Source organism: Streptomyces sp. NPDC048600 (assembly GCF_055587025.1).
This window is the reverse complement of the sequence record NZ_JBVJGZ010000012.1, coordinates 60819-83976: the sequence shown is the minus strand read 5'-3', so window position 1 is coordinate 83976 and position 23158 is coordinate 60819. Positions and strand designations below refer to the sequence as shown.

18 protein-coding genes are annotated in these 23158 nt (G+C 73.2%); 5 read left to right on the top strand and 13 right to left on the bottom strand.

The window, feature by feature from the left end; all coding sequences use genetic code 11:
* Positions 1 to 218 precede the first annotated feature (218 nt).
* Both ACZ6SQ_RS18185 and ACZ6SQ_RS18180 read left to right on the top strand, forming a co-directional pair.
* Entirely contained in the window at positions 219 to 1796 is a 1578-nt protein-coding gene (locus ACZ6SQ_RS18185; RefSeq protein ID WP_469562847.1) for a phospholipase A2, read from the top strand.
* Positions 1797 to 2115: 319 nt separating this feature from the next.
* Entirely contained in the window at positions 2116 to 4890 is a 2775-nt protein-coding gene (locus ACZ6SQ_RS18180) for a S8 family serine peptidase (RefSeq protein WP_469562844.1), read from the top strand.
* 280 nt (positions 4891 to 5170) lie between these two features.
* Here ACZ6SQ_RS18180 and ACZ6SQ_RS18175 read toward each other — a convergent pair whose 3' ends face one another.
* A complete protein-coding gene (locus tag ACZ6SQ_RS18175) occupies positions 5171 to 5365 on the bottom strand; it encodes a DUF4177 domain-containing protein (protein WP_469562842.1) in 195 nt (64 codons plus the stop codon).
* Between the two features lie 217 nt (positions 5366 to 5582).
* On the opposite strand from ACZ6SQ_RS18175, the gene ACZ6SQ_RS18170 reads away from it, so the two are divergent.
* Complete coding sequence (locus ACZ6SQ_RS18170) at positions 5583 to 6113, top strand: hypothetical protein (RefSeq protein ID WP_469562839.1); 531 nt, start codon at positions 5583 to 5585, stop codon at positions 6111 to 6113.
* 69 nt (positions 6114 to 6182) lie between these two features.
* On the opposite strand, the gene ACZ6SQ_RS18165 is transcribed toward ACZ6SQ_RS18170, so the two are convergent.
* The 5 genes from ACZ6SQ_RS18165 to ACZ6SQ_RS18145 all read right to left on the bottom strand — a co-directional run bounded on the left by ACZ6SQ_RS18165 (position 6183) and on the right by ACZ6SQ_RS18145 (position 12160).
* Positions 6183 to 6653 (bottom strand): hypothetical protein, encoded by a 471-nt coding sequence (locus tag ACZ6SQ_RS18165; protein ID WP_469562837.1) that lies wholly within the window; start codon positions 6651 to 6653, stop codon positions 6183 to 6185.
* A 117-nt stretch (positions 6654 to 6770) separates the two neighbouring features.
* Positions 6771 to 7445, bottom strand: a complete 675-nt coding sequence (locus ACZ6SQ_RS18160) for a hypothetical protein (RefSeq protein ID WP_469562833.1) — start codon at positions 7443 to 7445, stop codon at positions 6771 to 6773.
* Positions 7442 to 9097 (bottom strand): polyprenyl synthetase family protein, encoded by a 1656-nt coding sequence (locus tag ACZ6SQ_RS18155; protein WP_469562830.1) that lies wholly within the window; start codon positions 9095 to 9097, stop codon positions 7442 to 7444. Before ACZ6SQ_RS18155 ends, ACZ6SQ_RS18160 begins: the two co-directional genes overlap by 4 nt.
* Positions 9090 to 10175 (bottom strand): hypothetical protein, encoded by a 1086-nt coding sequence (locus ACZ6SQ_RS18150; RefSeq protein ID WP_469562828.1) that lies wholly within the window; start codon positions 10173 to 10175, stop codon positions 9090 to 9092. The genes ACZ6SQ_RS18155 and ACZ6SQ_RS18150 overlap by 8 nt, the downstream gene beginning before the upstream one ends.
* 185 nt (positions 10176 to 10360) lie before the next feature.
* Positions 10361 to 12160, bottom strand: a complete 1800-nt coding sequence (locus ACZ6SQ_RS18145; protein WP_469562825.1) for an NHL repeat-containing protein — start codon at positions 12158 to 12160, stop codon at positions 10361 to 10363.
* Positions 12161 to 12670: 510 nt separating this feature from the next.
* Here ACZ6SQ_RS18145 and ACZ6SQ_RS18140 point away from each other — a divergent pair.
* Together ACZ6SQ_RS18140 and ACZ6SQ_RS18135 are read left to right on the top strand one after the other, a co-directional pair.
* Positions 12671 to 13282: a hypothetical protein gene (locus tag ACZ6SQ_RS18140; RefSeq protein WP_469562822.1), complete on the top strand. Its 612-nt coding sequence runs from the start codon at positions 12671 to 12673 to the stop codon at positions 13280 to 13282.
* 20 nt (positions 13283 to 13302) lie between these two features.
* Positions 13303 to 14169 carry a choice-of-anchor K domain-containing protein gene (locus tag ACZ6SQ_RS18135; RefSeq protein ID WP_469562819.1) on the top strand — a complete coding sequence of 289 codons (867 nt, stop codon included), beginning with the start codon at positions 13303 to 13305 and terminating at the stop codon, positions 14167 to 14169.
* A gap of 84 nt (positions 14170 to 14253) precedes the next feature.
* Here ACZ6SQ_RS18135 and ACZ6SQ_RS18130 read toward each other — a convergent pair whose 3' ends face one another.
* From ACZ6SQ_RS18130 to ACZ6SQ_RS18100, 7 genes are all read right to left on the bottom strand, one after another.
* Positions 14254 to 16470 carry a peptidoglycan recognition protein family protein gene (locus tag ACZ6SQ_RS18130; protein WP_469563113.1) on the bottom strand — a complete coding sequence of 739 codons (2217 nt, stop codon included), beginning with the start codon at positions 16468 to 16470 and terminating at the stop codon, positions 14254 to 14256.
* Between the two features lie 366 nt (positions 16471 to 16836).
* Positions 16837 to 18969 carry an ATP-binding SpoIIE family protein phosphatase gene (locus ACZ6SQ_RS18125; protein WP_469562817.1) on the bottom strand — a complete coding sequence of 711 codons (2133 nt, stop codon included), beginning with the start codon at positions 18967 to 18969 and terminating at the stop codon, positions 16837 to 16839.
* A gap of 326 nt (positions 18970 to 19295) precedes the next feature.
* Positions 19296 to 19451 (bottom strand): hypothetical protein, encoded by a 156-nt coding sequence (locus ACZ6SQ_RS18120; protein WP_469562814.1) that lies wholly within the window; start codon positions 19449 to 19451, stop codon positions 19296 to 19298.
* 286 nt (positions 19452 to 19737) lie between these two features.
* The gene (locus ACZ6SQ_RS18115) at positions 19738 to 20163 is read right to left on the bottom strand and encodes an ester cyclase (RefSeq protein ID WP_469562811.1); all 426 of its coding nucleotides are present in this window, start codon (positions 20161 to 20163) and stop codon (positions 19738 to 19740) included.
* A 37-nt stretch (positions 20164 to 20200) separates the two neighbouring features.
* On the bottom strand, positions 20201 to 20551 hold the full coding sequence (locus ACZ6SQ_RS18110) for an ArsR/SmtB family transcription factor (protein WP_389330211.1): 351 nt from the start codon (positions 20549 to 20551) through the stop codon (positions 20201 to 20203).
* Between the two features lie 58 nt (positions 20552 to 20609).
* Positions 20610 to 21014 (bottom strand): STAS domain-containing protein, encoded by a 405-nt coding sequence (locus ACZ6SQ_RS18105; RefSeq protein ID WP_386386395.1) that lies wholly within the window; start codon positions 21012 to 21014, stop codon positions 20610 to 20612.
* A gap of 131 nt (positions 21015 to 21145) precedes the next feature.
* Positions 21146 to 23140 (bottom strand): ATP-binding protein, encoded by a 1995-nt coding sequence (locus tag ACZ6SQ_RS18100; RefSeq protein ID WP_469562806.1) that lies wholly within the window; start codon positions 23138 to 23140, stop codon positions 21146 to 21148.
* Positions 23141 to 23158 lie beyond the last annotated feature (18 nt).

Here is a 23158-nt window from a genome sequence, read left to right as displayed (position 1 = left end):
CGCCCGCGCCCGCGCCCGCCCGGCCCGACCCCTTCCGGGTGCGGTCGACAGCCCGGACCCCACCCCGTCTCCATCCCCCTCACCTGCCGTGCCCGTGGCACAGCCATGCCCGTAGGCAGAGCCCTGCCCGCAAGCACCGGCGCAGACTTCCCCACCCGCCCGATTTCCCACTGAAAGGCTTTAGCGTGCGCAGATCCGCGCTCCCCATCGTGGCCGCCATGTCCATGGCTCTGCTGATCCCGCAGCAGTTCTCGGCCGCCGCCGAAGAGACGCCCGGCGCGCCCCTCGCCGCAGGCGAGACCCAGAACATCGGCCCCGGCATGTACCAGTCCGAGACCGACAGTTACCAGGTCTTCGAGAACGACGTCGCGGTCGGCCTCATGGGCCGTACGCACACCGTCACCGGCCAGGCGCAGGGGATCTCACAGGCCCAGGACGCACCCGAGAACCGCTCCGATCTCGGAGTCTTCGGTCCCAGCTGGGAAGCCGAGTTCGTCGGTGGCCAGCTGAACCGCAAGCTGGTCCAGGACTCGGGGTCGATCACCACCACCGACTTGGACAGCAGCGCGTCCACCCGCTACGAGCTGACCGAGTCCATGGACGGTCCGGGCGGCGGCAGCATCAACACCTACACGGCGTCCGACGGTTCGACCCTGGTCGAGAACGTGACGTGGGACGACCTCGCCGGTGAGATGAAGTCGAGCATCACCGAGACGCTGAACGTCGACCTGGCCACCGCGGCCGAGGGCGACGACGTCCCCGTCGGCGCGGACGGCAACCCCGTCCCGGCGGCCGATCTCAAGCCCACCTACACCTGGAAGCAGGTGTCCGGCACCGGTGACACCTGGCGCGTCACCAGCGTCGGCAACAAGGCGTACAAGCCCACCGCGGTCTCCTACGACGCCCAGGGCCGCGTCGCCACCGTCAGCGAGCCCGCCCGCGGTGAGGCCCCCGCGCAGTCCCTCGCCGTGACCTACGCCACCGCGACCACCGCCACGGGCACGACCCTCGGTGACGTGGCCGGCCAGGTCAAGGACATCACGGTCACCAGTGGCCAGACCGTCCAGACACTGGCCCGCTACACCTACGAGGCCTCCGGTCTGCTCCGCGAGGTCACCAACCCGGCCGAGGGCAGCGAGCTCAGCTCCTACACCTACGACGGCGACGACCGTCTCTCGACCCTGACGAGCGGCGCCGGCGGCGACTGGGAGCTGACGTTCAGCGGCGACGCCGCCGCCCCGCAGGCCCAGGAGACCAGCGGTGTCGTCCCTGACGCCGGCTCCATCGCGCCCGGTCAGGAACAGCCCGACGGGGTCAGCCCGCCCTCCGAGAACTTCATCAGCGGGGAGATCACCGACCCGCAGGCCAACCCGCGCGCCTGCTCCTCCCCGGAGTCGTGGATCCGGTGGTGGGGCAACTGCAGCACCGCAGTGGCCCATTACGGCTGGAGGTGGCCGTCCTGGAAGCAGACGCCCACCGGCTACTGGGTCCGTGGTGTCTTCTACGACCACTGCACCGACTCGTACGACAGGCCCCTCGGCTTCGACTTCCGCGCCGCGTGCGACGCGCACGACTACGCCTACGGAACCATCGGCAACACCTACAAGGGCTACAGCTACTACCTGGACCGCAACAAGGCCTTCGCCAGCGACGCCGCGTTCTACAACCTGATGCGCTACAACACCTGCCCGGCCTATGCCTGGTGGAAGCGGGACAGCTGCAACAAGTTGGCCTACAGCTACTACCTCGGCGTGTTCTACGGCGGGCACCCGAGGAACGGCGCCAACGCCACCTGATCGTCCCGTCGATGCGCTCCGGCCTATCGTCCGACGGACCGTTCAACAGGCACCGTAGGGCCGGGCGCCGGACATCCGCCGCCCGGCCCTGCATCTCCCGCCCGCTGCTCCCGGCTGCGGCCTCGCCCGGCCCTCCGGCTTCACCCGAGCCTGCGTCCGCGCCTTCGTCGTGGCCTTTGCCCGACCCCTTCGCTCGCCCCCCTGCTTTACCCCCTGCCTGACCCCCTGCCTGACCCTTCGGCCTCGCCGCGCTGTCGCCCCCGCGCCCGATGGCCACACCCCCTCCGCCTTTTCCCCTCCCCTTCCATGGAGACACGAAGTGAAGAGATCCATGCGGGTCGCGCTCGCCGCCTCGGCGGCAGCCGTGGCGCTCACCGCGATACCGGTCGGCGTCAACCCCCTGACCGGTTCCGGCCCGGCGTTCGCCGCGGAGGACGGCCCGGTGGACCCGCCGCTGTTCGACGAGACCCAGGACGGCGGCACCGTCCGCGTCAACGTTCTCCTCGACGGACTGTCGGAACTCTCCTCGGCCTCCGAAGCGGGTGAAGTGCTCGTCTCCTACGAGACTCTGCCGCTGGTCACCCTGCGCGTGGACCGGGCCGGCCTGGATTCGCTGAGCACCATGCCAGGTGTCCTCAGCGTCAGCGAGGACGTCCCGGTCGAACCGACGCTGAACGAGTCCACCGCCAAGATCGGCAGCGACGCGGCCGTCGCCGCCGGGAAGACCGGCGCCGGCAGCGCGATCGCGATCCTCGACACGGGCGTCGCGACCGGGCACCCGTTCCTCGCCGGCCGAGTCAAGGCCGAGGCATGCTTCTCCGTCACCGACGCCGCCTACGGCGCCACCAGCCTGTGCCCGAACGGCACGGCCGAACAGGAGGGCCCCGGCAGCGCCGACGCGGACAGCGGCCCGTGCGCCACCTTGGGTACCAGTTGCTCCCACGGCACCCACGTCGCCGGCATCGCCGCGGGCGACGGAACCGGTGTGACCGGAGCTCCGGCCCGTGGTGTCGCCCCCGGCGCGGACATCATCGCCATGCAGGTGTTCTCCAAGATCAACAACGACGCCTACTGCGGGCCGGGAGCCAGCCCCTGCGTCCTCAGCTTCACCAGCTCGCAGATCAAGGCACTGGAGAAGGTCTCGGCCCTGAAGAACGCGGGCACCGACATCATCGCCGCGAACATGTCTCTGGGCGGTGGGCGATGGACCGCCGCGTGCGCGTCGGACCCCCGCAAGCCGATCATCGACACCCTGTTCAACCAGGGCGTCGCCACCGTCGTCGCAGCCGGCAACAACGGCTATGCGAACGCCGTCAACGCCCCCGGGTGCGTGTCCTCCGCCCTCACGGTGGGCTCCACCACGGATGACGACCAGCTCTCCACCTTCAGCAACCGCGGCCCGCTCCTCGACGTGCTCGCGCCCGGGACCGGCATCATCTCCTCCGTCCCCGGCGGTGGGTTCGCCTCCAAGAACGGCACCTCGATGGCCGCCCCCCACGTGGCCGGCGCCCTCGCGATCCTCCGGCAGGCCCACCCCGGCAAGACCCTCGCCGAGCTGGAGGCCCTGCTGAAGGACGGCGGGACGCCCATCACCTACACCGGTGCGGTCACCCCCCGGCTCCGCATCGACCTCCCGCAGCCGCCGCCGCGCCCCCGCTTCACCGACCTCAACTGTGACGCCGTCGAGGACACCGTCGTCGGTGACCCCGAGGCCGCCGTCGGCGGTCACGCCGACGCGGGCGTGGTCCGCGTGATCTACGGCGGCGGCAAGGGCACCGCCGAGCTCCACCAGGACCTCGCTGCCGTCCCGGGCGACGCCGAACCCGGCGACTCCTTCGGCGAGAACCTGGCCACGTTCGACCACGACGAGGACGGTTGCAGCGACCTCGTCGTGGGCGTCCCGAGCGAGGACGTCGCCGGCGCGACCGACGCCGGCACCGTCAGCGTCCTCTACGGCGCCGCGGGTGGCGTGTCCACCGGCAAGGCCGCACTCAACCTGATCCAGGGCACGGGCGACGGCGCCGTCAAGTCCTCGGTGCCCGAGGCCGGGGACCGCTTCGGCCACGCCGTCGCCGCCGGCCACACCGCCCAGGGCCGGCCCTACCTGCTGATCGGCGTGCCCGGCGAGGACGTCGGCACCGCCGCGGACGCCGGCATCGTGTACTACCTGCGCGGTACCACCAACGTGGCCACCGACCAGAACAAGCCCGGCATGGACGGTGACAGCGAGGCCGGCGACCGGTTCGGCACGACCATCACCGCCTCCGCGAACCACATCGTCATCGGCTCCCCGAACGAAGCCATCGGCACCGCGACCGACGCCGGCAACATCCAGGTGCTCAACCACGAGCTGAACGCCGGCGGCCTGCCCACCGCCCTCGCGGGTCTCAACCAGAACGACCCCGTGGTCAGCAGCCTGGCCGAGACCGGCGACCTGTTCGGAGGCTCCCTCGCAGCCGCCGCCTACGCACCGTCCGGCGCGAGCACCGCGACCGACACCGTCATCGCGGTCGGCGTGCCCGGCGAGGGCCTGACGGTCGCTTCGGCCCCCGTCGACCACGCCGGCCAGGCCTACACCTTCCGCATCACCGGGGCGGGCGTCATCACGAAGGTCGCCTCCATCACCGCCGAGGTCGCCGGCGTGGCCGGCACGGCCGCGGCGGGTGACCAGCTCGGTCAGAGCGTGTCCCTGGTCAACCTCGCCCCCGACGCACCCGCCACCGCGTCGACCCTCGTCCTCGCGGTCGGCCTCCCGGGCAAGGACATCGGCGGCGTCGTGGACGCGGGCGCGGTGCAGACCTTCGACCCGCTCGGCGTCCCCGGGGACACCGACCAGTGGATCCAGGCGGGCGACGCCTCCGGCCTGGGCGGCACCCCGACGGCCGGGCACGCCGTAGGCGCCCACCTGGCAGCGACCACGTCGGCGCTCCACGTCGGCGTGGCCGACACCGCCCCGTTCGGCGCCGTCCACTCCCTCCCGTGGGGCAACACGACGGCCGGCCGCACCGGCCCCGCCGGCACGGTCACCACCCACCAGCCGGGCCAGAACGGCCTCCCGGCCGCCGGCGGCGCCTTCGGCTGGTCCATCGGCTGACCACAGCGCGACCCCGTCGCGATCCAGCCACTCGGCATCGGCCCGGAAGGATCACCCTCCCGGGCCCAGAGGGCCCTCACCTGGTCGGTGAGGGCCCTTTGGCGTTGCCGCGTGTCCATCGCTTGCCGCCGCTCCGATCGACCGACCGCCACACCGCCCTGTCCGGAAGCTGAGGCGGTTCCGTGTCGGGGTGGCCGCTCAGCCCCAGGTGCGGGTTCACAGCTCGTCGGTGCGTGCTCCAGGTCTCGGGGGCCGGCGCACGGCCCTGCGGCGGCGTGCGTCAGCCGCGCTCGAAGGTGATGACGACTCCGCCATACGTTTGCGCGTTGGTCCCCGGCACGCAGGAGACGACCCTCCACCCCTGCTCCGCGTACTGGTTCATGACCGAAGTGGCGTTGACCAGGTTCTGGACTTTTCCGGCGGAGCTCGTGATGGAGTCTTGGACGTGTACGACGTAGTACTCGAACTTGGACATCGGGCAAGCGTAGGACCGCCTGAGCCCGGCTCGGGCCGAATCCGTGATGTCCGGTCACGGGCAGCGGGCCGTACACCCCGCGGCCTGCCGGAACTCCAGAGATGATCAACCGGCGCAAGAGGTGCGCGGCGTGTACTGGATCTTGAGACGCCGGGCCCGGTACTCGCGGACAGAGACGTTCCGTCAGGAACGGCACCCTCTTCACAAGGAGCACCTCATGCACGGCATCGCCACGCGCCGACTCGCCCTGACCGCCGTCGCCACCTCGGGTGCGCTCGCGGCGTCCCTGGCACTGGCCGGCGCGGCGAACGCGGTCGCCCCGGCGTCGGCCACGGCCACGTACGACTGCGGGGCCGCGGGCAGCGGCACCGTCACGCTCACCGCGGACGACAACGGCACCAAGACCGTCCGGATCGACTCGACCGAGATCCTCACGCAGTTCCCGCTCGGCGCCAACTCCGTGACCACCACGCTGAAGCTGAACAAGACCTCCGCCGGCGCGGCCGACGAGGTGGAGTTCTCCGGCGCCGTGCACGCGGCCGCCGCCACCGGCGACCCGATCTCCTTCGGTCCGCTCCCGCTCACCGCCGGTTCGCTGGCCGCCGGTGACACCACGGACTCCGTCGCCCTCACCGGCGCCCCGAGCGCGAGCAACTGGTCCCTGAAGTTCACCGTGACCAACGGCGGCGGGACCTTCTCCTCCTACTGCACCGCCACCGGCAACCAGTCGGCGGCCTTCACCTGGTAGGCCGCACACCTTCGGTACCCGTCAGGGCCTGATCCGGCGAACGGATCAGGCCCTGACGACCTTGCCGGATCAGTCCTCGGCGGCGTCGAGGACGCGGCCCTTGAGCTTGATCGGGTCGGCGGCGCCCACCTTGAGCTGGCCGTCGGTGTAGCGGCCGGGCGTCGCGCCGTCGACGGCGGTGACCTGGGCCGCGTAGCCGAGGGCTTCCTGGTTGGTGGAGAGGTACGGGTTGTGGGTGAAGGTCAGCGCGCGGCCCCCGTCGGTGAGGGTGCCCTGGGTGGTCTGGAGGTTGCCCTTCGCCTGGAGCGTGTTGACGTCGTGGTACGCCCAGGAGAGCCAGCTGGTGAAGACGAAGCCCGTGGGCGCCTTCAGGCTGAAGGTGACGTCGCCGGGGTTCACCGGGTCCGGGACGGTGCTGAGGATGCCGAAGCTGAGGTGGGCCGGGACACCGCCGGGGGCGTCCTCGACGATGCCCTGCTGGAGGATGTACAGCTTGTTCTCGGATCCCGGCTGAACGGGGGCCTGGGCCTGTGTGGCCATGGTTTTCCCTTCTGGGGGTGGGTGCTTTCCGCGTGGGCGGATCCGCCGTCGGTGGCGGGCTTGGGGACGGGCCGGTTACCGGGCCGTCGGCGCGGGCGTCGGTGAACGGCGCCCGGATCAGGGGCTGTCGGCGGGGGCGTGCTCGGCCAGGAGCGGGCCGAGCACGGTGAGGGAGCCGAGGACGATGTCCTCGTAGAGGTAGAACCCGGCTTCCAGGGGTGGCAGTTCGGGCTCGGTGGGGGGCGCCGGCGTCTCCGGTTCCGGGGCGGGGGGCGGTCCGGGGACGGAACCCGACTCCGGTGTGCCGAGCAGGTCGGTGAGGTCCTGCGCGGCGCCCAGGAAGGCGGTGCGCGCGGTGGTGGCCAGCAGGCGCAGCGGCAGGTCGAGGGCCGCGGCGGTGCGCTGCCCGGGGACCAGCCTCGCCGCGGCGGGGGCGTCGGCCGTGGCGGCGGCGAGCCACTGCACGGGCAGGGTGCAGGCGGCGACGATCCGCTCGGCGGGCATCACCGGCGGCAGGTCCCCGTCGACCATGAGGTCCTCCCACTCCATGAGGTCGAAGAGGAACTGACCGCCCTTGTAGAGGGGCCAGGGCCGGACCGTGTCGAGCAGGACGCGGGCGCGTTCGGGCTCGCCGCGGCGCAGGGCGACGCCGTGCCGGGCGAGTGTGCACAGACAGGCGCGCAGAGTGCCGTTGACCTGGCCGATGAAGGCCAGGGCCCGGTGGTCGGTCGGGGTCAGGGGGCCGGGGGCGGTGGTGCCGGCCGGCGGGGGCGGGGTCTCGGTGGTGGTCACAGTGGCCTTGAGGTGACGTAGTGGGCGATCTGGCGCAGGACGGCCTTGCCCTCGTTCTCGGGGATGATCCGGAGGTCGTCCTCGAAACGGGCGATGCCCTCGGCGGCGAGCCGGTCGGCGAGATCGGTGGCGTATTCGATGGAGCCGTGCCGCCGCATGGCGGCGAGCAGTTCCTCGGCGTGCTGCTGCGTCTTGTCCGTACGGCGTCTGCGCAGCACGTCGAGGAGGCGGGGGCGCTCATGGCCGTACGCGGTGCGGAAGAGGTGGATGAGCATCACCGTCCGCTTGCCCTCGAGCAGGTCGCCGAGGGGTTCCTTGCCGTAGAGGGCCTCCTCGCCGACCAGGTTGAGGATGTCGTCCTGGATCTGGAAGGCGATGCCGATCAACCGGAACGCCTCGTCGAAGCGCCCCAGCACGGCGGGATCGGTGACACCCGCGCAGACGGCGCCGATCCGGCACGGGCTCATGCAGGTGTACCAGCCGGTCTTCTTGGTGCTCATCGTGAAGTAGGCCTCGTCGGCCTCGGGGACGACCTCGTGCCGGATCCAGCCCAGTTCCAGCGCCTGGCCCTCGACGGACTCCCGGCACATGTGGATCGCCTCGTGGATGAGCCCCAGAGTGCGGGCCAGGCCCAGCGTCTCCAGGTTGGACAGGACGGCGTCGACGGCGAGCAGGTTCAGCCCGTCGCCGACGTTGACCGCCAGGCCCAGGCCGTGTTCCTCGTGCATGGTCGGCAGGCCGCGCCGGTGGGTCGACTCGTCGGCGATGTCGTCGTGCACGAGGAAGCCGTTGTGGAACAGCTCCAGCGCGGCGGCGGCCCGTACGGCGTCCTCGGGGCGTCCGCCGAAGGCGGCGCAGGCCGCGATGGTCAGGGTGGGCCGCAGCCCCTTGCCCTGCCGGGCGGGATAGGAGCGCATCAGGTCGTACAGCTCGGCGCGCGGCTCGCGGTCCGGCAGCAGCCGTTCGATCTCCTCGTTGGTGCGGGCCCGGCACCGGCGCATCGTCTCCATCAGGTCCGCGTCGCGGACGACGTCCTCCAGCGACCAGCTCGTGCTGGTGCGGCCGTCCCACAGCACGCGGGGTGCCCTGACGGTGGTGTCGCCGATCAGCGCGGGGCGGGCGGGCGCGTCGTCCGGGCAGCGCCGGGCGAGATAGTCCGCCGCCGTCCAGTCGACCGGGTCGGCGTACGGCTCCCGGGCCGCGGGTACGGCGCCGCCCCACAACCGGGGTGCCTGTTCCCGGTACGCCCCCCAGAGCTCCTGCATGCTGCGCAGCCCGGCCGCGCGCCGCGACAGCAGGGTGAACGCCCGCCACACGGCGAGGGTGTCCTCCTGGGAACCGCGGACGTCGAGGCTGTCGGGCAGGACCTGGTCGACGGGCCGGCGCTGGAGGTCGAACAGCAGGTTCATCGCCCGGTCGTCGAAGGCCACTTCGACGTCGGGGTCCGGGCAGCGGTCCTGGTGGACGACGATACGGCTGTGCAGCGCGGTGAGGGTGGCATGGCTGTCGTCGTCGAAGCGCAGGCCGAGCCGGATGCCCCGCAACTGGTCGGCGGCGGCGGCCAGAACGGCCGGCGCGCGGTCGGACAGGGCGGCGACGGTCTCGTCGAGCAGCCGGGCACCCGTGAAGGCGGCGGGCACGGTCTCAGTCATGGGCGCCGCCGGCGAACTCCACGATGCCCTCGGTACGGAAGCCGACGTCCCGCCCGCCGATGCGGCCCTCGACCGTGCACGGTCCGAGGGTCTCGTGCACGCTGAACGGGTGCAGACTCGTCTCGGACGGGTTGGCGATGCGGCCCGCCGTGCGCGAGCGGAAGTCGAGGACGAGACGGTCCTCGCCCAGCCGGGCCGTGATCAGCAGTCGGCCGGGCACCTCGGCCATCGGCGGGGTGCCCAGCACGTCCGCCAGCGGCGGCACCGTCGCCACCCGGTCGCGGTCCAGGCTGCCGCTGACCGCGACCCGGAGGTTGCGGCGCGGGAAGTGACGGATCATGCGCCCGTGGCGCCACAGCATCACCGAGCCGTTGGCCGCGTCCGCCGGGCGCAGGGGCTGGAGCAGGGTGAAGACCACCGCCGAGGGAGGGGCGGTGCCGGCGGGGCCGGACGGGTCGTTGACGAAGCCGAACACCCAGCCGCCGAGGGTGGGCCAGGACCAGCGGCCGCGCACCCGTTCGTGGTAGCCGAGCAGGTCCGTCTCGGTGGCCGTGCCGTCGCCGTGCCGCAGGGTGCCGGTGCCCAGCACCCCGGGCTCCGACTGCCAGCGCAGATGCTCGTCCTCGCCGAACGGGGCGCACTGCGAGGTGCAGGGCCTGCTGGTCCGGGTCAGCGTCACGTCGGCCGCCGGGGCCCCCGACCGGGCGGCGACGCGGAACGCGCCGGGCTCGCCGTGCGGGTGCGGTAACCGGAACGCGGACCAGGGCAGTTCGGGCTGGTCGGCGTTGAACTGGGTGCAGCTCCAGCCGTGTTCCTCCCCGTAGAGGAGCAGGATGGCCATGTGCTGCCCCTCGGCCGCCGTGCCGGTGCCGCTGCGCCGTCCGGCGGTTGGGGCGCCCGGGTCCGCGTGGACCGTTCCGGCGGAGGACCCGAGGACGGACAGATTGGCGATGAGCGCCTGTCGGCCGCACCGGGACAGGAACGCGTAGTGCAGCCATTTGCGGTCGAGCGGATGGGTGAGCGGGGCACGCGGGAAGGGGCCCGGGGGCCCGAACCTCAGAAGGGTCGGCGTGGACACGTTCCGAACGCTAAGGCAGTGATCCACTTCTGTCACACTCCGTGAGCATCACCTGAGTGACCTGGGAGCAGAGAAACGATTACTTCCGTATTCAAGGTTTGAAATCGCAAAGAGTCGCCTACGGCATGTCCGCCGCAGGCGACTCCCAGGGGGCCGGCCGACCGGTTCGCCCGCGCGCTCCCGCGCTACTCCTCGTCGTCGCCGAGAACGCTCGCCTTCACGGGTACGGGCTCCTGGCCTGCGACGATCGCCCGCCCGTCGGTGTGGCGGCCCGGTTCGGCGTCGGCCAGGGCGAGGATGCCGAGCGTGTAGACGAGGGCCGCCGCCGGGTGGTCCGGTGTGTTCAGACGCGGTTCGTCCTCGACGGTCAGCGTCCTGCCGCCGTCACGCACGGTGGCCGTCGGCTGTCCGCCAGGGATCACCGTGCGGTCCGCGCGGTAGTAGGCGCAGGTCGCCCGGCCGTCGAAGACGCATCCCTTCGGGGCGGTGAAGCGGTGCTCGACCCGTCCCGGGACCCAGGGGTCGGTGGACGAGACCCGCACGTGGAGCAACTCGCTTCCTCCGCGCGGGAGTTCCACGCCGACCTCCTGGCGGACCAGGAGCCGGGCGGGAGGGGCGGGGGGTTCGTCGGGAGTCGGCTCCGGGCCGGGGGTCGGCTCGGGTGTCGGCTCCGGGCCGGGGGTCGGCTCGGGTGTCGGCTCCGGGCCGGGGGTCGGCTCGGGAGTCGGCTCCGGGCCGGGGGTCGGCTCGGGAGTCGGCTCCGGCTCCGGCTCCGATACCGGCTCCGGCTTTGGCCGTTCCTGCCGCTCCGGTTCCGGTTCGGTGTCCCCGGAGGGAGCGGCGGGGAGCGGCAGGGCCACGATCCGGTGGTGGAAGTTGTCCGCCACCAGCAGCCGCCCGGCCGGGTCCACGGCGAGACCGCAGGGATAGGCGAGCGAGGGGCCGGCCAGGACCTCGGCCGCTCCGTCGGCCAGCCGCCACACCTGGTGGCCGTTCATGTCGGCCACATGGACGGCCCCCCGGGCGTCGACCGCCACCGCGCAGGGGGCGCTCCAGTCGGCCGGCGTCGCACCGGCGCCCCCGCCCTCAGGCCCTGCCAGGACCCGCAGCGCCCCGTCCGTGCCGAGCAGCAGCACCCGGCGCCCGGCGGGATCGGCGATGTACAGCCGCCCGTCCGCGTCGACCGCCAGCCCCGCGGGGACGAACGCCCCGCCGGGGTCGGCCGCGAGGGCACCCCCGGCCGTACCGGAGGCCGTGGACGCCGCGACGACCGTGGTGATCACACCGTCGGCGCCGACCCTGCGCACCCGCGGACTGCCGCCTTCGCCGATGTACAGCGTCCCGGCACCGTCCACGGCCAGGGCGCACGGGGCGTCCAGCCGGGCGCGTGCGGCGGGACCGCCGTCCCCCTCGCCGCCCCGGGTGCCGTCTCCCGCCACGGTGTCGATGACGCCCGAGGGGTCGATCCGGCGGACCCGGTGGTTCATCTCGTCGGCGACGAACACGGCCCCGTCCTGGCCGACCGCCAGGGCCGACGGGAAGCCCAGCCGGGCCCGTGCCGCGTCGCCGCCGTCCCCGGCGCAGCCGCGCAGCCCGTCCCCGGCGACCGTGGTCAGCGTGCCGGAGCCGTCGACCCTGCGGACCCGGTGGTTGGCGTGGTCGGCGACGAGGACCGCCCCGGCTCCCAGCACCACGTCTGCGGGAAAGGCCAGCCGCCCGAGCGCCGCGGGCCCTCCGTCCCCGGAGAATCCGGCGGTCCCGTCGCCCACGACGCTCCCGTCGCCCACCATGCCCGCGTCCGCCGCCGCGGCCCCGTCGCCCACCATGCCCGCGTCCACCGCCGCGGCCCCGTCGCCCACCAAGCCCACGTCCGCCGTCACCGCGTCACCGCCCGGCACCGCCGAGCTCGCGCCTCGCTGGTGTCCGGCACCCTCCGCTTCCGCGGCCTCGTCTCCGGCATATGGGGTCTCCTTCCGCGCCGTCATGGACAACTCCCCTGCATACCGGCCGGATCCGCCTCCGCGGGAGCAGCGCACCGGGCACCCCACCCGCACGAGGGAGCACCGGGGAGGAGCGGCGGCGAGTAGCGGTCGGGAACTCCTGGGAGAGCCCCGGGGGCGGACGACGGGAGCGCGGGCCGGCCGCGCTCCACGTCCCCGTGCGCTGACGCGCTTCGACTCCACTCGAACAAGCGGCGCAGAATCGATCCGGCATTCGCAAACGGCGGAAGCGCCGCATACCGCCCGTAACCCGGGGCTAACGATGGACCGATGACGGCCCGGTGCGTGCCGTCGTGCCTGCGCGCACATCCCACCCGTGAGCGCAGGCGGCGCTCCGCGTCCCCGTCCTCCCCGGCCCGCTCCCCATGGACTCCCGCGTGCGGTGAACCGCGCGGTGTGCCGTGCCGGGTGTGCCCGCCCGTCGGGTGCCGGGGCGGCCCGGACCAGGGCGCCCCCCTCGCCGCACCCTTCGATCGCAGCCTCAGGAGGACCGAGTTGACCACCGACGTGCAGTCCAAGAAGGAAGCCTACAAACGAGGAGAGGACGCGGGGCGCGCCGACGCCCTCGCCGGCCGCCCGCACGCCGACCCGCCGCGCGACGGCAGACGCGGTGAGCAGGACCAGTACGCGAACGGCTACGACTGGGGCTACGAGCAGGGCCGCGCCCAGAAGCTGGACCTCGTGGTGTGGCAGGAGGGCGGGGTCGAGGACGCCCCCGGGGGCCTCGGCGCGACCGTCAACATCTGCGTCCGCACACCGAACTGGAGCGAGACCGTCGACGCGGGCGAACGCGACCACGTCTTCACCGCGCCCACCGGGTTCCGCTGGAACGGCGTCGTCGGCGCCCAGTACAAGCGCATGGACCAGACGACGGGCGGCAGTCTGCCTCCCGTCCTCGCCAAGGTGAGCGCGGACGGCCGCACGCTGACGTTCACGTACCACGTGCATCTGAACACGACCGCCGACGACAAGGACTGCATCGTCTACACCTGCGGCATCGAGGCCGTCGACGGTGCCGCGCTCGGCCGCTTCACCGACGGCGTCGCCCAGATCGGGACGGCGCCCCCGGCGAAGCTCAAGGCCGAGGTCGTCGAGGACGAGGACTGAGGGAAGAGGAACCAGACACCATGACCACAGTCGTCACCTCCGGCGTCTTCCCCTCCACCGCTCCGGCCATCTCCCCCGTCGCCGGGCTCGGCACCGCCGACGTACGGTGGGGCAGCAGCGGCTCCCAGAGCGGGTACCAGTTCCGCGGCACGGCGGCGGACGTCCAGCTCGACGGGACCGAGTTCGTCGTCGGGACCTTCGTGCACCGCAACGTACCCACGACCGTCAGCCCGAGCCGGTTCGACGTGCACCTCACGATCAGCGTCATGTTCGAGGACGGCAGCACCACCGACCTCGGCTTCAGCTTCTCCCACGACGAGACACCCAACTCGACCGGCAGCAGTCCCGCGGACGACGACCTGGTCGACCTGCAGACCTTCGTCCACCCGCAGCCCGTCGTGATCGACGGCAAGCAGTACCGGGCGGTCCTGAGCGGGTTCAAGCGGGGCGGCCAGATCGTCCGGCGGTTCCGCAGCCCCGAGGGCGGGATCAACTTCGCCGAGGTCGTCTGCATGTTCACGCTCGACGAGCCGGACGTGATCATCTCCGATCTGCGCTACCTCGGCACCGGACCGGGCCAGCGCGACGAGTACGTCGAGATCCTCAACCAGGGCGGCGCGCCGCAGGACCTGACCGGCTGGCTCGTGGAGTGCAAGACCACCGGGTACTCCTTCCCGTTCCCCGCGGGGACGGTCATCCAGCCGGGCCAGCGCTACCGCGTCTACACCGACGAGATCCACCCGGAGTTCGGCGGGTTCTCCTTCGCCTCCGACCGGCAGGTCTGGCGCGACGAGGGCGGCATCGCCCGTCTGGTCGCCGCCGACGGGCATGTCCCGGACCAGTACCCCTATCTGGACAGGGGGTTCAACAAGACCGGCGCACCGTAGCCGGGCCGGACGACACACCGCCCCCGCGGGCGGGCCGAGGCCTGCTCGCGGGGGCGGTGGGGGTGAATCAGCGGACGGGACGCGTCACTTGATGTAGACGAGGCCGTCCGTGGTGATCGTGGGGCGGCCCGTCGTGCCGACGACCACGATCTTGACCGTGTGCTTGGCGCTGGCCGTCCAGGTCTTGGTCCAGATCGCCTGGCGGTACAGGGTGGACGTGGACTTCAGGTCGACGGTGCTGACCTTGACGCCGTCGACGTAGACGTAGACCTGGCCGGAGCTGCTCGCGCGGGAGACCACCCAGGAGGCGGAGCGGCCGGTGAAGGTCCAGCTGAGGCTGGCGTTCTTCGTGCCGCTGGAGTACGACTTGCCGCCGAGGTAGCTGGTGGACGAACGGGCCGTCCAGGTACCGGACTTCACTGCGGAGGTCTCCTGGAGGATGACCGGGGTGTAGGCGGCGGACGCCGTACGGGAGTTGCCCGCGTAGTCGTTGGCCTGCATGGACCAGGTGCTCGCCGTACCGGAGTTGGAGGTGCGGCCGGAGGAGGTCGCGGCGGCGCTGAAGACGGCGGCCGTGGGGGTCACCAGCTTGACCTCGCGCAGCGCCTTGTCGTCGACGGCCTTCCAGCCGAGGGTGACGGGAACCGCGGTGGTGTTGACCGTGCCGGTGCGCAGGGAGAGCTGCGGGGTGGTGGTGAACGTCGGCGCGGTCGTGTCGGTGACGACGTTCAGCGCGGTGGTGGTCGTCTCCTTGCCGGACACATGGACGGCCCGCACCGCAACGGTGTGGCTGCCCGCGCCGAGGGTGACCGCCTTGGCGGTGCCGGCGCCCGAGGTGGTGGCGACGGTCTGGCCGTCGACCAGGACCTGGAAGTTCCTGATGAGCGAGGCCGGGGTGGTGCTCGACCAGCGCACGGTGACCGTGCCCTTGGTGTAGTACGTCGCCCCGGACGCGGTCGCGCCGCTGAGGGAGGCGACCTTCAGGTTCTGCACCGGGCCGGCCGTCAGCGTGCGGATGGCGGGCAGCTGGGCGTAGAGGGAGGTGCCGGGGCACTCGGTGGCGTAGCCGTCGCGGTGGCCCGAGATCCGGTTGAAGGTGTACTTCGTGCCCGAGGTGAACGAGGTGCCGAAGAAGTTCTTCTGGGTCGCGCCGGCGTTGAGGGCGACCGTGCCGGCCGGGTCGGCGCCGTACTGGCCGAGCTTCCAGGCCGCCACGCGGGCGATGGAGGTCAGGGCCTCGTTCGAGGCGCCGGCGGCGGTGTAGTCACCGAGGACGGAGATGCCCGTGGACTCCCGGTTGAAACCGTAGGTGTGCGCGCCGAGGACGGGCAGGTCGACGCCGCCCTTGCGGCCCTCGAAGATCGTGCCGCACTTGTCGACCAGGAAGTTGTAGCCGATGTCGTTCCAGCCGTTGCCGCCCTTGGAGACGGGCGAGGTGTGGTACGCGTAGATGCCGCGGATCAGCGAGGTCGACTGGGTGCAGTCGTACGCGGCTCCGGTCGTGTGGTGCACGAACACGGCCTTGATGTCCGCGTTGTACTCCGACGGGTCGGGGCTGAGCTTCTCGTCGGCGCCCCAGTCCGCCCGGGTGAGGATCGGCGGCCTCGGCGCGGTGGACGGCAGCGGGGCCGGCGTCGTCGGCGTGACGGTCGGCGTGGCGGTAGCGGTAGCCGTGTCCGTGGCCGTCGGTGTGGCGGTAGCCGTGTCCGTCGGTGTGGCGGTCGGCGACGGGGTCGTCGGCGGGGTCGTGTCAGGCGTCGTGGAGGGCGTCACCTCCGCGGCGAACGCGGCCGGCTCCGGCGCGCTCACCTTCGTCTCCGCGGTGGTCACCACGCCGGGGTCGACGAGGCTCACCTCGAGTCCCTTGGGGAGCGCTCCCGTGGTGCCGTCCTCGTGCAGGACCTGGGCCTCCACACCGTCGGACGGACCGACCCACAGCGGCTCGGACGCGCCGCGCATGTCGGCCTCCGGGTCCTCCGGCGGGGCGAGGTCGAGCCCGAGGTCGCGCCACGGGCTCCACTCGCCGGTCTCCAGGCCGCGGGTGCGCACCTGCGCCTTGCCGTCGAGTTCCTTGGTGACCCCCGTCCAGGTGACGCCGACGAGGGAGAACTGCTCGGTCTCGGTGCGCGGCAGCTCACGCTTGCCTTCGGTCCCCTTCAGGGCCAGTTCGTAGATCTTCACCGGTCGCTTGTCCTGGCCGGTTTCCTCGGGTCCGGAGGAGGGGCTGGCCACCGCGTAGCCGACCACACCCCCTCCGCCCAGGACCACCGCACCGAGCGTCAACCATGCCCGCCGTTTCAGGCTCAACGGCGTGTAGGCATGCCTCTTACGTCGATTCACGACGAAATCCACCCCAAAGACGGCCGCTGTCGGCCACATAGGTCACTTGAGCCACACCAGACTCCGCAGTGGCTCAAGTCATTTCAGCGTGCAACTGTCTCGAGGTGTCGCAGGGAAGCGCCGCAAAGTGGCGAAGATCACGCTCGAATTGCCCAACTAGCCCGATTGTGCGGTGATTTGAGCCTATTTATCCGCGCACTCCAGCGGGATGTACACGGCGCCTTCAGCGGGGCGTACGCAGCAGCTTCAGCGGGATGCACGGGGCGGCTTCACCGCCGCGGCGGGGCTCACGTCGGACCCGGCGTCGGACCCGGCGTCGCGGGGCCCTCAGTCGAAGGTCAATGCCGAGAGGCCGCCCGTCAGGGTGAGTTCCGCCCAGACGGTCTTGCCGTGGCGGGCGTGGCGGGTGCCCCAGTGGTCGGCGAGCTGGGCGACGAGGAGGAGGCCGCGGCCGCCCTCGTCGAAGACGCGGGCGCGGCGCAGATGCGGGGTGGTGTTGCTGTCGTCGGAGACCTCGCACAGCAGGGTGCGGTCGTGGATGAGACGGAGCCGGATGGGTGGCCGGCCGTAGCGGATGGCGTTGGTGACCAGTTCGCTGACGACCAGCTCGGCGGTGAAGTCCAGTTCCTCCAGGCCCCAGGTGCGCAGCTGCCGGGAGACGTCGGCCCGGACCCGGGAGACCGCCTCGGGCGCGGCCTCCAGGTCCCAGGTGGCGACCTGGAGGGCGTCCATCGGCCGGGGGCGCGCCAGCAGCAGGGCGGCGTCGTCGTCCGGGCGGTCGGGCAGCAGGGCCCGGACGACCGTGTCGCAGACGGCCTCCAGGGAGTCGGCGGGCCGGGCGAGTGCCTCGTGCAGCCGGGCCAGGCCCTTCTCGACGTCCTGGTCGCGGGACTCCACCAGGCCGTCGGTGTAGAGGGCGAGGAGGCTGCCCTCGGGCAGGTCGATCTCGGCGGTCTCGAAGGGCAGGCCGCCGAGGCCGAGGGGCGGGCCGGGCGGCAGGTCGAGGACGTGCACGGCACCGTCCCGGTTGGCCAGGGTCGGCAGCACATGGCCCGCGCGGGCGAGGGTGCAGCGGCCGGAGACGGGGTCGTAGACGGCGTACAGGCAGGTGGCGCCCACTCCGCCGTCCGCGTCGGTGTCCGGGTCGTCGCCGGTCAGGTCGGTGGACAGCCGCAGCACGACGTCGTCCAGACGGGTGAGGAGCTCGTCCGGCGGCAGGTCGATGTCCGCGAGCGTACGGACCGCCGTACGCAGTCGGCCCATGGTGGCGGCGGCCTCGACGCCGTGGCCGACCACGTCCCCCACCACCAGGGCGACCCGGGCGCCGGACAGTGGGATGACGTCGTACCAGTCGCCGCCGACCCCGACCCCCGCGCCGGCGGGCAGATAGCGGCAGGCGATCTCCACGGCGGAGTGCTCGGGGGTGCTCCGCGGGAGCAGGCTGCGCTGGAGGGCCAGGGCGGTGGCGCGGGCGTGCGTGTAGCGGCGGGCGTTGTCCACGGCGAGGGCGGCGCGGGCGGCGATCTCCTGGGCGAGCAGAAGATCCTCGTCGTCGAAGGGGTCCGGGATCCGGTCGCGGAAGAACTGGGCGACGCCCAGCGTGGTGCCGCGGGCGCGCAGCGGTACGACGAGCCAGGAGTGGGCGTCCTCGGCCGGGCCGGAGGAGTCGGCCTGGTGGCGCGACGGCTGCCCGGTGGCCAGCGCGAGGTCCGGCGGGGAGCCGGGCGGGTGGGTGTGCGGCTCCTCCGGGGGCACGGCCGCCCCCGGTGTGCCGTCCGCCGCCGGGCTCCGGGCGGTGCGGCGCAGTACGGGTGTGCGCTCGGCCGGGGCGTCCTCGCCGCGCAGGGCGGCTTCCAGCAGGTCGACGGTGGCCCGGTCGGCGAACTGCTCGGTGGCCAGTTCGGCCAGCTCCTGCGTGGTGCGGACGATGTCCAGGGTGGTGCCGATGCGGCGGCCCGCCTCGTTGACCGTCGACAGCCGCCACTGCGCCCTGCGGTCGGCCTCCTCCTTGTACAGCAGGACGCCCCGTTCCGAGGAGAGGTCCACGTACTCGGTGCCGAGCGCGATCAGTCTGCGGGCGGCCGCGGCGACCAGGCGGGCGTCGCCGGTCAGCCGGGGCATCTCCTCGATGACGCGGTCGACGAGCAGGAAGTTGCCCAGGCGCAGGGCCCGCAGGAGCGTGTTGATCGGCTTGCCGAGCCGGGTCAGGCGGATCGCGCGGTCGATGTCGGCGGGCGGCAGTTCGATCTCGTCCGGCCCTACGCCGTTCTCCAGTCCGCGCAGGCCGCCGATCACGTGGTCGGCGATGGACTGCGCCGTCATCCGGGCGATCTCGGGGTCCTCCCACAGTTCGGGGACCTCGCGTCGCAGGTGCCGCACCACGTCCTGGATCAGCCCGTCCGCCCGCGGGACGAGCTCCTGTGCGGCTCGGGACACCAGCGTGTCCGCGGTGAACTCCACACCACGACGGTACGCCGCCCACTCCGACGCCGCCCGCATCCACGGCACCGGGTGTACGGCACACGGCCCCGTCGAACGCCCCGCTCCCGGACCGCCCGGGTCCACGGCGGGAGCTGGTGCCGGACGCGCACACCTGCGGACCTCCCGCCCCTCGTCCGACGCCCCGCTCGGGGCCGACGTCTCGGCCGACCGCCCGCTCCTCGGTAGCCGACGGGTCGGACGCGCGTATCCCGCGGGCCTCCCGCCACGGAGGGGGTCCCGCCCGGCCGATGTCCCGGTCGCGGACCCGGCCGACGTCCCGCTCGGACGGCTTCCCGAACGGCCGCTCACTCCCGCGCCGCTCGGATCCACGGCAGCGGCCGGGTGCCGGACACGCGCATCCCGAGGGCATCCGGCCCACGGACCGGCGTCCCGGTCGCCCCGCAGTCGGCCGCCCGCTCCCGGGCCACCCGGATCCGCAGCGGGATGCTGGTGCCGGACACGCACACCCCACCGGCATCCCGCCCCCGGCGGGCGTCCCGGTCACCGCCCCCGCGCGAACCCTCCGAGCGTCCCTCCGCCGACCGGCGCCCGGGTCGCGGCCCCGGTCGGCACCCCGCCCCGGACGGGCGTCGGCCCCGGCCCGCGGCCCGCACCGCGCGGTGGCCCCGGGCCCCGAGCCGCCGGGAAAGGTCCCGCCAGGGCTCCGAGCCCCCGGTCAGGGCCCTAGAGCCTGTCGTCAAACTCCCGCCTGCCCCGCGGGCGACGACGGGAGTTCGACGACAGGCCCTAGCCCTCCGGCAGCAGGCCCAGTTGTTCCAGGAAGGCCATCTGGTCGTAGTACACCCGGTAGCTGACGATGTGGTCGTCGCGGACCGTCGCCAGGTCCACTCCCCGCAGGCGGACGTGTTTGCCGGTGGCGGGGAGGGTCTCTCCCGAAGGGAGCTGCAGGGGGCCGGTGTTGGTGCCGGTGTAGACGCCCTCGTCGACGGCGGTGTCGCCGATCTCGTAGGAGTGGACCGTCTCGAACGCCGCGTCGGGGACGGACTCCGTCATCTGGCGCCACCACTCGACGATGGCCTCACGGCCGTGCAGCTCGCCGTCGGGGGTCAGCGCCACGGCGTCCTCGGCGTAGAGGTCCGCGACGACCTTCAGGTCCGGTGAGGAGGTGACCGCCTCGGTGAGCCGGTCCATGAGCTCGCGTGCCTGTCCCATGATGGTTCGCCTTCCGCCGGGAGAATCACCTCTCCCATCATCCCACCGGACCGGCGTCCGTCCTGGTCGCGCGCAGGTCCGCGAGGAGTTCGGCCTGTCCGGCGAGGACCCCGGAGAGGATGGTGCGGGCCACCGTCAGCAGCTCGGCCACCTGCGGGTCGGTCAGCGAGTAGTGGACGTTCGAGCCCTCCTTGCGGGTGACCACCAGGTTCGCCCGGCGCAGCACGGCGAGCTGCTGGGACAGATGGGCGGGCTCGATGCCGACGCGTGGCAGCAGCTCGGCGACCGCGTGCTCGCGCTCGCTGAGCAGCTCCAGGACGCGGATGCGGGCCGGATGGCCGAGCGTCTTGAAGAACTCGGCCTTCAGTTGGTACAGCGGTGTGCTCATCTGGCCGTGCCCCCCTCGGCGGCGCGCTCGCGCCGCCCTCCCCCGTGTGTCACATCCGTCACTCGACCTTCCAGCCGTCGGTACGCCACTCCTGCTGCGGCCCGGTGCCCTCGTCCGGCCCGCCCGCGCGGACGTGCACCGCGAGTGCCGAGGCCAGGTCGCAGTGGACGGGGATGTCCGGGCCCTCACCGGCCGGGACCAGGGAACCGTCGGCGGGGATCGCGGCCAGCTCCAGGCGGCGGCCCGCCTCGGCGAGCCTGCGCGCGGCGTCCGTGATGGCGACCTGCCCCTCGGCCGACCAGTTGCGCAGGTCCCCGAGGTCCAGGATGACCGGGCCGGAGCCCCGGGCGACCACCCAGCCGACCGCGCCCGTGAAGCGCCGTACGGCCTCCGGGCCCAGGTATCCGGCGACGGAGAGTATGCCGAGATCCTGTTCGACGGTGTAACGCCACTCGATCGTCATGTAGGTGAACTTCCCTCCGTCGCCCGCCCGACCGCGCCCTCACAGCAGTCGCGGCGGCCTTCAGCGGCCACCGCGACGCGTGCGCGCCCGTGGCTACCGGAACGGACGGGCGCAGCTCCCTCAGCATGTAATCAATTGCCAATTTTCGCAATTGCCCATCCACGGGCCGGACGCGGCGCGGGGACGAAGGGCACGCGGTCCCGGACCGCCGCGCCGGACTCGATGTCGGCGATCAGTCCGTGCAGCGCGGCGCGGCCGTGCGGGGCGGGCAGCGGGGCGGGCAGGTCCGTGTCGAGCGCGGCCAGCGCCCGCCGGGCCCGGTGCCAGGCCCGGCCCCGCCGGCCGTGGCGGTGGTCGACGAAGGCGCGGGCGTAGCGGGCGAGCAGACAGGCCCAGGTGTCCTCGCGCACGTCCGGGTGGGACAGCGCGCGGCGGGCACTGCGCCGGGCGGCGGCGGGGTCGAACACGGCCTCGGCGACCGCGAGCGCGGCGAGGCTGACGGCGGCCGAGGGCCCGCCGGGGGCGTGCGGCGGAACGGTGTCGGCTGCCTCCCGGAAGTGCGCGGCGGCGGCCACCGGGTCCCCGTCGCGCAGCGCGAGCATGCCCTGCACATGGGCGATCCGGCCGAGCGCCGCGTCGTCCCCGGCCATGACCGCGGCGGGCCAGGCGCGGCCCAGCAGGGCACGGGCCGCTTGCGGGTCGCCGGGGGCGGTGAGCCAGGCCGCCAGCCACCGGGCGCGCACGGCCGGCGGGCTGTCCTCCTCGCACCGCCCGAGCAGGGTGAGCAGCAGGTCACGGCCCGCCTCGGCACGGTCGTAGACCACCCACCAGAACCACAGCGCCAGGACCGCCTCCAGGGCCGCCGGGATGTGCTCGGGCCGCTCCAGTGCGAGCCGCGCCACGGCCATCAGGTCGTCCTGCTCCTCGGCGAGCAGCCGTACGGCCTGCCGCTGGGAGCCCGCGCCCCACAGGTTCTCGGCGACCTCGGCGACCCGCCGGGCGTGGGTGACGAGGCGTTCCACGGCGACCGGGAACTCGCCCGCCGCGCGCAGCCGTTCCCGGCCGAAGTCGCGGGCCGCCGCGGCCATCCGGTAGCGCGGGCCGTGCACCGCGCCCGGGTCGCCCTCGGTCCGCAGGACGCCGATCGCCGCGAGCCGCGCCAGGGCGCCGGGCACCCGGTGCGGCGCCACGCCCCCGCCCGCACACAGGAACACGGCCGCAGCCTCGGTGAACGAGCCCGAGAAGACGGCGGCCCTGGCCCACACCACCCGTACCGGCCGCTCGTGCAACGCGTACGCCGAGCCGATCGCCGAGCGCAGGGAACGGTGGCGGCGCGGGGCACCGGGCCGGCCGCCGGACAGCCAGCACTGATGGCGCCGCAGCAGCCGGGCGAGTTCCGCCACGGAGTGCCGCCCGGTCTGCCCGGCCGCCAGCTCGATCGCCAGCGGTACGCCCTCCAGCAGCCGGCAGACCTCGCGCACGGCGGACAGGTCGAACGGGCCCCCGCCGCGCGTCCGCGCCAGGAACAGCCGCACCGCCGGGGAGCGGCCGTCCTCGCCGTCCCGGGCCTCGGTGCGCAGCGGGGCCAGCCGCAGTACCCGCTCCTCGCCCAGCCCGAGCGCGGCCCGCGAGGTGACCAGGACGCGCGCCTCGGGCACGTCCATCAGCAGCCGCTGCACCAGACCGGCGCACTCGGTGTGGACGGGGTCGACGTCGTCGAGGAGGATCAGCGTCCGTCCCCCGCGGGCGGCGGCCCGTACGGCACGGGCCACATCGGCGGGCGTGGGCGCCCGTACGGCACCGCCGCCCGGGACCCGTACGCCGTCGGGGGCGAGGTGCGTCCGCAGGGACCGCACCAGTTCCGCAGCGAGGGCCCCGGCGGGCACGGTCGCGCCACCGGGCGGGCGCACCCGTACGATCCGGCACCCGGGTCCGCCGGACAGGGCGGCGCAGAACGCCGCGACGAGGGCGCTCTTGCCGACCCCGGCCGGGCCGGTGACGGTCACCAGGCGGTGGGCGGCCAGGAGTTGGCGCAGCCGGGCCGTCTCCCCGTCCCGGCCGACCAGATCACCGGGGCGGGCGTCGCAGGCGGGCGGGCCGTCGGGGCCGTCGGCGCATTTCCACACTGTTCGTCACTCCCGTTG

What these genes read in the sequence shown, in the direction of transcription:
- ACZ6SQ_RS18110 (WP_389330211.1), bottom strand. Translation starts at nt 20,551, where the DNA reads ATGAGCACACCGCTGTACCAACTGAAGGCCGAGTTCTTCAAGACGCTC.
- ACZ6SQ_RS18135 (WP_469562819.1), top strand. Translation starts at nt 13,303, where the DNA reads ATGACCACAGTCGTCACCTCCGGCGTCTTCCCCTCCACCGCTCCGGCC.
- ACZ6SQ_RS18170 (WP_469562839.1), top strand. Translation starts at nt 5,583, where the DNA reads ATGCACGGCATCGCCACGCGCCGACTCGCCCTGACCGCCGTCGCCACC.
- ACZ6SQ_RS18145 (WP_469562825.1), bottom strand. Translation starts at nt 12,160, where the DNA reads ATGACGGCGCGGAAGGAGACCCCATATGCCGGAGACGAGGCCGCGGAA.
- ACZ6SQ_RS18155 (WP_469562830.1), bottom strand. Translation starts at nt 9,097, where the DNA reads ATGACTGAGACCGTGCCCGCCGCCTTCACGGGTGCCCGGCTGCTCGAC.
- ACZ6SQ_RS18165 (WP_469562837.1), bottom strand. Translation starts at nt 6,653, where the DNA reads ATGGCCACACAGGCCCAGGCCCCCGTTCAGCCGGGATCCGAGAACAAG.
- ACZ6SQ_RS18105 (WP_386386395.1), bottom strand. Translation starts at nt 21,014, where the DNA reads ATGACGATCGAGTGGCGTTACACCGTCGAACAGGATCTCGGCATACTC.
- ACZ6SQ_RS18185 (WP_469562847.1), top strand. Translation starts at nt 219, where the DNA reads ATGTCCATGGCTCTGCTGATCCCGCAGCAGTTCTCGGCCGCCGCCGAA.
- ACZ6SQ_RS18115 (WP_469562811.1), bottom strand. Translation starts at nt 20,163, where the DNA reads ATGGGACAGGCACGCGAGCTCATGGACCGGCTCACCGAGGCGGTCACC.
- ACZ6SQ_RS18175 (WP_469562842.1), bottom strand. Translation starts at nt 5,365, where the DNA reads ATGTCCAAGTTCGAGTACTACGTCGTACACGTCCAAGACTCCATCACG.